This is a genomic window from Bacillus sp. NPDC077027 (genome assembly GCF_050269555.1).
In the GTDB taxonomy this organism is placed as follows: domain Bacteria; phylum Bacillota; class Bacilli; order Bacillales; family Bacillaceae; genus Bacillus.
The window spans coordinates 188535-197274 of sequence record NZ_JBNNIO010000006.1 but is presented as its reverse complement, the minus strand read 5'-3'; the positions used below and the strand labels follow the sequence as shown (position 1 = coordinate 197274).

General features: G+C 39.3%; 10 protein-coding genes, 2 tRNA genes and 1 rRNA gene. 5 read left to right on the top strand and 8 right to left on the bottom strand.

What is annotated here, in order from left to right; genetic code table 11:
• From ACQKEZ_RS17835 to ACQKEZ_RS17825, 3 genes are all read right to left on the bottom strand, one after another.
• A 16S ribosomal RNA gene (locus ACQKEZ_RS17835) occupies positions 1 to 95 on the bottom strand; the annotation flags it as partial.
• Positions 96 to 232: 137 nt separating this feature from the next.
• Positions 233 to 306 (bottom strand) — tRNA-Gly (locus tag ACQKEZ_RS17830).
• Between the two features lie 10 nt (positions 307 to 316).
• Positions 317 to 393, bottom strand: a tRNA-Arg gene (locus tag ACQKEZ_RS17825).
• A 376-nt stretch (positions 394 to 769) separates the two neighbouring features.
• Here ACQKEZ_RS17825 and gltP point away from each other — a divergent pair.
• Entirely contained in the window at positions 770 to 2020 is a 1251-nt protein-coding gene (gltP, locus tag ACQKEZ_RS17820) for a glutamate-aspartate/proton symporter GltP (protein ID WP_427303079.1), read from the top strand.
• 52 nt (positions 2021 to 2072) lie between these two features.
• Here the strand turns inward: gltP and ACQKEZ_RS17815 are convergent, their stop codons facing one another.
• Positions 2073 to 3089, bottom strand: coding sequence for a S66 family peptidase (locus ACQKEZ_RS17815; protein ID WP_427303077.1), 1017 nt, complete (start codon positions 3087 to 3089; stop codon positions 2073 to 2075).
• A gap of 88 nt (positions 3090 to 3177) precedes the next feature.
• Positions 3178 to 4053: a DMT family transporter gene (locus tag ACQKEZ_RS17810; protein WP_427303075.1), complete on the bottom strand. Its 876-nt coding sequence runs from the start codon at positions 4051 to 4053 to the stop codon at positions 3178 to 3180.
• 336 nt (positions 4054 to 4389) lie between these two features.
• On the opposite strand from ACQKEZ_RS17810, the gene ACQKEZ_RS17805 reads away from it, so the two are divergent.
• The gene (locus tag ACQKEZ_RS17805) at positions 4390 to 5082 is read left to right on the top strand and encodes an AzlC family ABC transporter permease (protein ID WP_427303100.1); all 693 of its coding nucleotides are present in this window, start codon (positions 4390 to 4392) and stop codon (positions 5080 to 5082) included.
• Positions 5079 to 5405 (top strand): AzlD domain-containing protein, encoded by a 327-nt coding sequence (locus tag ACQKEZ_RS17800; RefSeq protein WP_427303073.1) that lies wholly within the window; start codon positions 5079 to 5081, stop codon positions 5403 to 5405. The genes ACQKEZ_RS17805 and ACQKEZ_RS17800 overlap by 4 nt, the downstream gene beginning before the upstream one ends.
• A gap of 34 nt (positions 5406 to 5439) precedes the next feature.
• Here ACQKEZ_RS17800 and ACQKEZ_RS17795 read toward each other — a convergent pair whose 3' ends face one another.
• Complete coding sequence (locus ACQKEZ_RS17795; protein WP_427303072.1) at positions 5440 to 6108, bottom strand: O-methyltransferase; 669 nt, start codon at positions 6106 to 6108, stop codon at positions 5440 to 5442.
• A gap of 293 nt (positions 6109 to 6401) precedes the next feature.
• Between ACQKEZ_RS17795 and ACQKEZ_RS17790 the strand changes: the two genes are divergently transcribed.
• A complete protein-coding gene (locus ACQKEZ_RS17790; RefSeq protein WP_427303070.1) occupies positions 6402 to 6965 on the top strand; it encodes an N-acetyltransferase family protein in 564 nt (187 codons plus the stop codon).
• Here the strand turns inward: ACQKEZ_RS17790 and ACQKEZ_RS17785 are convergent.
• Positions 6958 to 7545 (bottom strand): LysE family transporter, encoded by a 588-nt coding sequence (locus tag ACQKEZ_RS17785; protein ID WP_427303098.1) that lies wholly within the window; start codon positions 7543 to 7545, stop codon positions 6958 to 6960. The genes ACQKEZ_RS17790 and ACQKEZ_RS17785 overlap by 8 nt on opposite strands.
• A 116-nt stretch (positions 7546 to 7661) precedes the next feature.
• Between ACQKEZ_RS17785 and ACQKEZ_RS17780 the strand changes: the two genes are divergently transcribed.
• Complete coding sequence (locus ACQKEZ_RS17780; protein WP_427303069.1) at positions 7662 to 8216, top strand: helix-turn-helix domain-containing protein; 555 nt, start codon at positions 7662 to 7664, stop codon at positions 8214 to 8216.
• Positions 8217 to 8256: 40 nt separating this feature from the next.
• Here the strand turns inward: ACQKEZ_RS17780 and ACQKEZ_RS17775 are convergent, their stop codons facing one another.
• Entirely contained in the window at positions 8257 to 8547 is a 291-nt protein-coding gene (locus ACQKEZ_RS17775; protein ID WP_427303067.1) for a hypothetical protein, read from the bottom strand.
• Positions 8548 to 8740: the final 193 nt, after the last annotated feature.

The window sequence follows — 8740 nt, the reverse complement described above, 5'->3', positions numbered from 1 at the left end:
ACTTCCGGGAGCAAGCTCCCTTCAGTTCGCTCGACTTGCATGTATTAGGCACGCCGCCAGCGTTCGTCCTGAGCCAGGATCAAACTCTCCGAAAAAGTGCGAAATCGAAATCTCGCTTTTTCGTCAGCTTGACTGACTACCTATGATGCGAATCATAGGGTTTTTTTATTAAAACTCGAATTAACAGGTACGTTTTGTCTTGTTTAGTTTTCAAAGATCATTTTTCATAAAATGGAGCGGGTGATGAGAATCGAACTCACGACATCAGCTTGGAAGGCTGAGGTTTTACCACTAAACTACACCCGCGTTATAAAATTGGCGCGCCCGAGAGGAGTCGAACCCCTAACCTTTTGATCCGTAGTCAAACGCTCTATCCAATTGAGCTACGGGCGCTTAATCAGGCGACTTAATTATCTTAACATATCGTTTTGATCAAGTCAATTGCTTTTTTGAAGTTTTTTTGAAAATGTTTATCTCTTGAAAACCTGTGTTTAAAACCGGTCATCAGCGACGAATAAAAATATACCATGAAATATATGAAAGGGTCAATACATTTTCTTAAAAAAGTTTATTGTTTTTTTAAACCTAGTATTCTTTCTATATATTTGTGGGTTTTTAAGCCCCCTTTCGGCTTCTTCTTTCATAAAACCAAACATTCACCAATAAAATCATTTTAAATTCAAAAAGAGGACAAAGCATCGACACCTAGAATTTTTATTTATTGGAAAATTTTAAAAATTCTTTCTGATTATCAAAGGAGGTATGACATTTGAAAAAGTTTGTCGCTTTTCAAATTATGATTGCTTTGGTCATTGGCGCTCTAATTGGACACTTCTTTCCAGATTTCGGAATGGCACTGAGACCTGTTGGTGATGGATTCATTCGGCTCATCAAAATGATCGTTGTCCCTATTGTCTTTTCTACTATTGTCATTGGTGCAGCTGGTAGTGGAGGAATGAAGAAAATGGGCAGTCTCGGCTTGAAGACGATCATTTGGTTTGAGGTGATCACCACCATCGTTCTTGGAATTGGTCTTCTGTTAGCCAATGTACTAAAACCTGGTGTCGGGCTTGATCTTTCTAAACTAGCAAAAAAAGATATTGGTGAACTATCTGGTTATACCGAAAAAGTAGTAGATTTTAAACAAATGGTTCTTGACATTATTCCAACCAATATCATTGATGTGATGGCTCAAAATGATTTATTGGCGGTCATATTCTTTGCAATTCTATTCGGAGTAGCTGCAAGTGGCATTGGTAAAGCATCAGCACCTGTTCTTCACTTCTTTGAATCTGTTGCACAAATTATGTTTAAGTTAACACAGATGGTCATGGTGACTGCCCCGATTGGTGTTCTTGCTTTAATGGCTGCCTCTGTCGGTCAATATGGAATCGCACTATTGCTTCCTATGGTCAAACTGATCGGGACAGTGTTTCTAGGATTGTTTATCATTCTATTCGTTTTATTCCCTCTCGTTGCGCTTATCTTTCGTTTCCGATACTTCGAGGTTTTAAAAATGATATGGGATTTGTTTTTAGTTGCATTCTCTACGACAAGTACAGAAACAATTCTTCCTCAGCTGATGTCTCGCATGGAGAAATACGGATGTCCAAAAAGAGTTGTCTCCTTTGTCATCCCTTCTGGTCTTTCATTAAATTGTGATGGTTCTAGTTTATATTTGTCTGTGTCCTGCATTTTTCTCGCACAGGCATTTGGAGTAGATATGAGCATATCTCAACAGCTTCTGATGATGCTTGTCCTCGTCCTAACAAGTAAGGGTATCGCTGCTGTTCCATCTGGTTCTCTCGTCGTTCTTCTTGCTACTGCTCATGCTGTTGGTCTTCCAGCTGAAGGAGTCGCGATTATTGCAGGAGTTGATCGTGTAATGGATATGGCACGTACAGGGGTTAATGTTCCTGGTCATGCGATCGCCTGTATCGTTGTATCCAAGTGGGAAAAAGTCTTTAGAGAATCCGAGTGGCATGTACCAACTGCAAGCGAAGAAACAAAAGGAATGTAAACAGTTTGATGACTATTACTATAGAAGGAAAGGGTTCACCCCTTTCCTGTTTTTATGGCAAAAAGGACTGTGTTATCTTCCCCTCACCATGCTCAACTTCTACTTCTGCATATGCTCCATTAACCAGCGTCATTTGAGGTGGAACATGACCGCAATCTATATCATAAATAATGGGCACACCTAAATCTTTTTCTAATTCTTCATATACATCTGTCATTTCATAGCCTTCGACTGAATCGTTCGCTGCACTTCTTCCGAACATCACCCCAGAGCAGTGATCAAACCAGCCTGCAAGCTTTAATTGAACGAGTGATCTTTTCATATTCACTGCATTTAAATAACAGTTTTCAAAATACCACAAGATCGGTTCAGCATGAATTGCTGAGCGCTGAAAAGCCTTCACATCTCCAAAAGGTGTTCCAGCTAAATGTCTGATCACATCTATACATCCACCTAGTAATCTACCTTTTATTTGTATTCTCCCTGATGATACCGTGCGCCAAACAGTCGATTCTGTTAAATGAAAAACATGTTCCGTTGGATTGTCGTGATGCCATTCCTTTTGATATCTTACTGAGGCGTCTTGGATGATGGCTTCTTTGGTTGATGATGATAAAACTTTTTCCCACATGGCAGTTGTCTCATCCGTTCGTTTACCACGAAGGTCAATCAAATTTGCCCCATGCGCTGTAGCGATACCTGTTTTAAGCGTCAATGCTAACAGCAACACACTTGTATCAGAGTAACCAAGCACCCATTTACTTTGCATCTTTGAAAAATCGCGATGCTCTAATATTTCAATTAACAGCTGTCCACCCCAAGGAGGAAAGATATGGTCGATGTCATCACTTGCCATCATCTGTTGAAATTCATTTGCACGCTCTAGGGCAGGTGCTGATTTTGCCTTTTCCTGTTTCCACACAGTACCTCCACAAATAACCTGAAAGCCCCTTTCCTCCATCCTCTTGCAGGATTGTCGTAGCAAGTCATGAAACTCTGGCTGGACACCAGAAGAAGGTGCTGTCACACCAAAGGTTTGCCCCTTTTGTAATCGTGGATACCGAATCATAATTTGACCTCCATTTACTGCTATGAACCGTATAATAACATAAACGCACTATTTAAAAAGATGCCCCTCATCAGGGGACATCCACCACTTACTCTTTTACACGCATCACAATAAAAACACCTGTAAAAATGCAAATAATACCGAACAAAAACCGTACGCCCATTTGTTCACCAAGTAGCATCCACCCTAGAATAGTACCTACGACTGGCTGAAAAAAGAAAAACAAACCCCCACTCGATGCTTGCATCAACTGAAGGCCTCGATTCCATAGAAAGAAGGCAAGTGCAGTCGAAATGACACCGAGATATAGAATTCCTCCCCATATTTCAGGATTCGCCATTTGTATGAAATCAAGTCGACGTAAACGAAAGAGGACAGGCGGTGTTAATACAACCAATGCAACAATAATGGCATAAGTCGTGATCACAGCCTGCGGATACTTCCCAGGCACACGCTTGAGTAAAACAGACATCAATGCCCATGTTAACGCCGCAATAAATAATGAAATCCCACCAACAAATTGGTCAGAGTTCACTTCGACATGACCGATAATCAGGAGAACTCCTATAGTGGCGAGCAGAATGGACAGGCTTTTCCGAACAGTCAGTGCTTCTTTTAATAGAAAAAAAGCAAAGAGGACCATGAACGCAGGGGTGGCCGAAGTAATGACCGCTCCCATTTGTGCCGATGTATACATTGTGCCAATTTCTTGCGTGACAATTGAAAGAAAGTTACCAATTAACCCTATTACTAAAATAAGTGGCATATCTTTTCGATCAATTCGCCATGAGTACCCAAGACGCCAAATCACGATAGCAAGGACGATGACGGCAACCACATATCTCATCCATACAAGCTCTAGTGGTGGGACAACCGCAACTGTCACCTTGACCACTACATACATTCCGCCCCAAATGCTAGCTGCAATAGCTAGATAAAGTGCGCCTATATATTTCATATTCATATATCTTCCCTCCGTTTTTGGAAATGTTCCTTTTATCCACGAACGGAGATTTCTCTCCGTTATGGACGGAGGATTGAAGGAACATCTTGTTCAAACAACGGTTCCCACAACATGTCTGACACCCCACTTTCGTTATTTATTCTATTAAATGAACCTTATAACAAATCCTTCTTGACTTTCATTCTTTTCATCACTTGTTTCCTTAGACTGAACCATGAAATGGTATTGACAGTCTGGATTTGTTTTCATTATAGTAGGTTCAACTACAAGCGAACGTTGAAAGCGAAAAGGGAGAAGAGGTCATTGGATATAGAATTAAGAAAAAATGTTCCACAAATGGAAAAACACGGATTTTCACAAGGAGTAAAGGAATGTGTGCCGACTTTGCTTGGGTATATGAGTATCGGGTTTGCTTTTGGCATTATTGGCATCAGCTCACAGTTAAGTCTCTTAGAAATTGCGCTCTTATCTATATTTGTTTATGCAGGTGCATCACAATTTATTATTTGTGCACTTCTTGTATCAGGAAGTCCTGCTTCTGCAATTATTTTAACAACCTTCATTGTCAACCTGCGCCATCTTCTTTTAAGCCTAACCCTTGCACCACACTTTACGAAATACTCTTTAAGAAAAAATATTGGCTTCGGCTTACTATTAACAGACGAGTCGTTCGGAGTGGCAATGAACAAACTTGCACAAAATGGAAAGCTCAATGATCAATGGATGAACGGACTCAATTTGACCGCTTACCTGTGCTGGATTGCCTCCTGTACACTGGGTGGAGTGTTTGGACAATGGATTTCTAATCCTCAAGCTTTTGGTCTCGACTTCGCTTTACCTGCAATGTTTGTTGCATTATTGATTCTTCAGCTTCAAACTGTCCCATCTGGCAAGCTGAAGCATCGCTTGTCACTTGTTCTATACATGGTCGTCACCATGTTCATTCTGCTTATGCTTGTTCCTTCACACGTTGCCGTTCTATTGGCAACTGTCATCGTCGCAACAATTGGGGTGGTGACAGACAAATGACGACAAGTAGCTTTATGATTTTGCTTATTATTAGTTGTATGCTTGTTACAGCGATCCCAAGAGTAGCCCCTTTTATATTTGTCAGAAGCATTCAATTACCAGAGGTCGTTCTCAAATGGCTATCTTTTATTCCTCTTTGCATTTTAACTGCATTGATTGCAGAGCATTTGTTGGTTCAAACTGGCGGAACGATGACGTTCAACTGGATATATCTCACTGTGCTGATTCCTACAGTATTCACTGCTATTGGAACAAAAAGCTTGTCCATGACTGTTCTTGTTGGTGTAGCATTGATGGCGGCTGCGAGATGGTTTTTCTCATAAAATAAAGCTTAACCAATTGTGGTTAAGCTTTATTTTATTTAACAATTCCCATGACAAAGCCATCGTATCCTTTCTCTCCAACTGTTTGAATAGCAGTTGCCTCTATTCTTGACTCATGTTTGAATAAATCAAAAAATTCGCGGGTTCCTTTTACTCGTTCATCCTCATTTTTGTCATCTATGACTGCGCCGTTTCTCACCACATTATCTCCAATAATAACTGTTCCCTTTTGTGAGAAATCCAGTGCCCATTTCAAATAGGCAGGATTATTCGGTTTATCTGCATCAATAAAAATAAAATCAAATGGTGATATGTTTTTTTCCTTTAGTTTCGGTAATGTATATAGTGCTTTCCCAGACAAAATGGTGACTTGATCAGAAAGTCCCGCTCTTTCTATATTTTGCTGGGCTATTTTCACATAGTGAGGATCCGCCTCAAGTGTGAACAGTTCCCCATGATCTGAAAGCGCCCGTGCGAGCCAAATTGTGCTGTACCCACCAAGTGTACCAATTTCTAATATACGTTTTGCCCCTTTGATTTTGGCTAATAAATACAGCATCTTTCCCTGAGTGGGGGAAACATTAATTTCCGGTAGTCCTGCTTCTTTATTTGTGGAAAGGACTTGTTCAAGAATGTCATCAATAGGAAAAAGCTTCTCTACTACATAGTGATCGACCATACGCCAAATATGTTCATTGTTCATTACGCACATCCCCCTCTATCAACGTTTTACACTTTAAGTGTATATCTGGAAGCATAGGTTGTATAATGAAATATTTTGACTAACCTATACATATTATTTATATATTGACCGTAGCAAACGTACTCTTTTCACATTGTGGAATGTTCCACCTTCAAGATTCATATTCTCCATATAGACGATATGATCAAAACATCTCAGTATGTCGATTTCCTCCTTTATATAGAAGAAACTGCTTTTCATTCATCGTTTATACGGTTTATAATAAATAGAAGTTTTGAAAGGATGGTGGTTTGATGCAAGTGACTGAAACTTTCTTCACCGTCAACGGATTGACGTTCCAGATACGATCCGCACGCGAAACCGATGCACAAGCTTTGTCTGCACTAAGGTTTAAAATTGATGGAGAGACAGAATTTTTAGATCGGGAACAAGGTGAAGCCTTTATCGATGAAGATGGATTTAAACAAATCATTCGGGAAGATACCGAGAAAAAACGGCATTTATTCTTAGTAGCAGTTGTTCGTGAAGAAATCGTTGGTTTTTCCAGATGTGAGGGTAGTCCTTTAAAACGGTTTGCTCATAAAGTTGAATTCGGAATTGCAATCAGAAAAGATTATTGGGGCTATGCAATCGGAAGACACTTGTTAACAGCGTGCATTCATTGGGCAGATACTCAGCAAATTAAAAAGATGGCACTGCATGTACTTGAAACAAATCAAAAAGCCATCCGTTTATATGAACAGCATGGCTTTGAGATAGAAGGACTATTAAAAAATGATAAAGTACTCTCTGATGGCAGGTTCTATCACACTGTTGTCATGGGTAGGCATAACCAGATAGACTCCTGCATTAAATGATATAACCAATGACCATAGAAACAGCACTATACATCAGTAACAACCCCATGACAATTTGAAACGTTCGTCTGTAAGTGGAAATAATTTTTTTAAAAACAGAACCAAACACACTCCAACTAAAGGTTCCTAAAAAGCCGATAAGAGCGAGAATGAGCGTATACAACACGAGCCGTTCCTGCGAAACATCATAAGGCAGTACAAACGTTGAAATAACTGTTATTCCATATAAGATTGCTTTTGGATTAATGAACTGCAAGAACATACCTGATAAAAAATGATTATATTTATCAAGCACTTCATCGTCTCCACCTTTGCTTGTCATGATTTTGTAAGCTAAGTACATCATATAACTACTGCCAATAATCGCCATAACCCATCCGATTTTTGGCATGATTTGATAGAGTAACATATTGAAATAACAACTGATACATAGAATCGTTAAAAATCCAATACCTACTCCTAAGCAAAAGCGAAACGTCTTTTTAAAACCAAATTTGTTTGCAAAAACCATTGCCATGATATTATTTGGACCAGGTGTAAAGCTTGTGACAAACGCATATAAAAGCATCGAAACAAAAATCGCCATCGTCTTCTCCCCCTCCATGCGTTATAATATAAAAAAAGTCGCTATAACGTAATTACTTTTTATTGTACAGTTCGGTCGTTATAAAGTAAATAACGAAAGGAGTTTTTTTAATGGAAGATGTACAATTCATCATTTCAAAAAACGTCAAATTCTTAAGAAATCGAAAAAAATTGAGTCTTGAGAAAATGTCTGAACTAACTGGTGTGAGCAAAACAATGATCGGACAAATTGAAAGAGGCGAATCTACACCAACTATCACTACCCTATGGAAAATAGCAAATGGTCTTAAAGTTTCTTTTACCGAATTGATCCACTCGCCTCAATCTGAGACAAAGGTTGTGCGAAAGCATGAAGGACAAGTCTTAACAGAGGATGATGGACGATACCGCGTATACACGTTATTTCCTTTTGATGACCGAAGACGCTTTGAAGTTTATATGGTAGAAATTGATGCTCACGGAGCTTTGAAGGCGGATGCACATATAGGAGGAACAGAGGAATTGATTACGGTTTTTGACGGAGAGCTAGCTTTGTATCTCGGTGAAGAAGAATATCATCTAAAACCTGGTGACTCGATTAAATTCAAAGCTGATTGCAAACACGAGTATAGGCAATTCGGTGATGGGATGACACGTTTACAAATGATTCTTTATTATCCTTATTAAAATAGCTGACAGGCTTGTCCCCTGTCAGCTTTCTATTGTTTTAAAAGCCGGGATCACGTACAACAGTGCCAGAAAACGTCACCTGATATTTTCCTAAGCCTATTTCTTCAATGGATATTCGGTCTAAAATTCCAACCCAGCCATCTTTAGCATACGTGATGCTTGTTGGGATTTTACTTGTTGTATACGTTCTTACCTCAGTGACAATTCGACTAGCCGTGACAGTGACTTCGCTACTTTCTCTCTCCTTAGCCTTTACCGGTACTGCGTTTAAACCCACACCCGTTAAAAGTAAAGCGCCAACCAAAACAGAAGACATGACCTTTATCAAAAAAATCCCTCCTTTTTTTGTTTGAACACAATTAATATACCATATTCTAGCACTTTAGTCAGTTAATATTTTCATTTTTTTGAAAATTATGATATGATAGTTTCATGCTAGACAGGAATATACGACGATTTCTGTGATGTTCTTCCTCGTTTCACTAACTACTAGCTGATTTCTTTGAAATGGAGGTGATTTG

Coding starts and splice junctions, on each gene's coding strand:
- ACQKEZ_RS17815 (WP_427303077.1), bottom strand. CDS start 3,089: ATGATTCGGTATCCACGATTACAAAAGGGGCAAACCTTTGGTGTGACA.
- ACQKEZ_RS17810 (WP_427303075.1), bottom strand. CDS start 4,053: ATGAATATGAAATATATAGGCGCACTTTATCTAGCTATTGCAGCTAGC.
- ACQKEZ_RS17805 (WP_427303100.1), top strand. CDS start 4,390: ATGGAAAAACACGGATTTTCACAAGGAGTAAAGGAATGTGTGCCGACT.
- ACQKEZ_RS17800 (WP_427303073.1), top strand. CDS start 5,079: ATGACGACAAGTAGCTTTATGATTTTGCTTATTATTAGTTGTATGCTT.
- ACQKEZ_RS17795 (WP_427303072.1), bottom strand. CDS start 6,108: ATGAACAATGAACATATTTGGCGTATGGTCGATCACTATGTAGTAGAG.
- ACQKEZ_RS17790 (WP_427303070.1), top strand. CDS start 6,402: ATGCAAGTGACTGAAACTTTCTTCACCGTCAACGGATTGACGTTCCAG.
- ACQKEZ_RS17780 (WP_427303069.1), top strand. CDS start 7,662: ATGGAAGATGTACAATTCATCATTTCAAAAAACGTCAAATTCTTAAGA.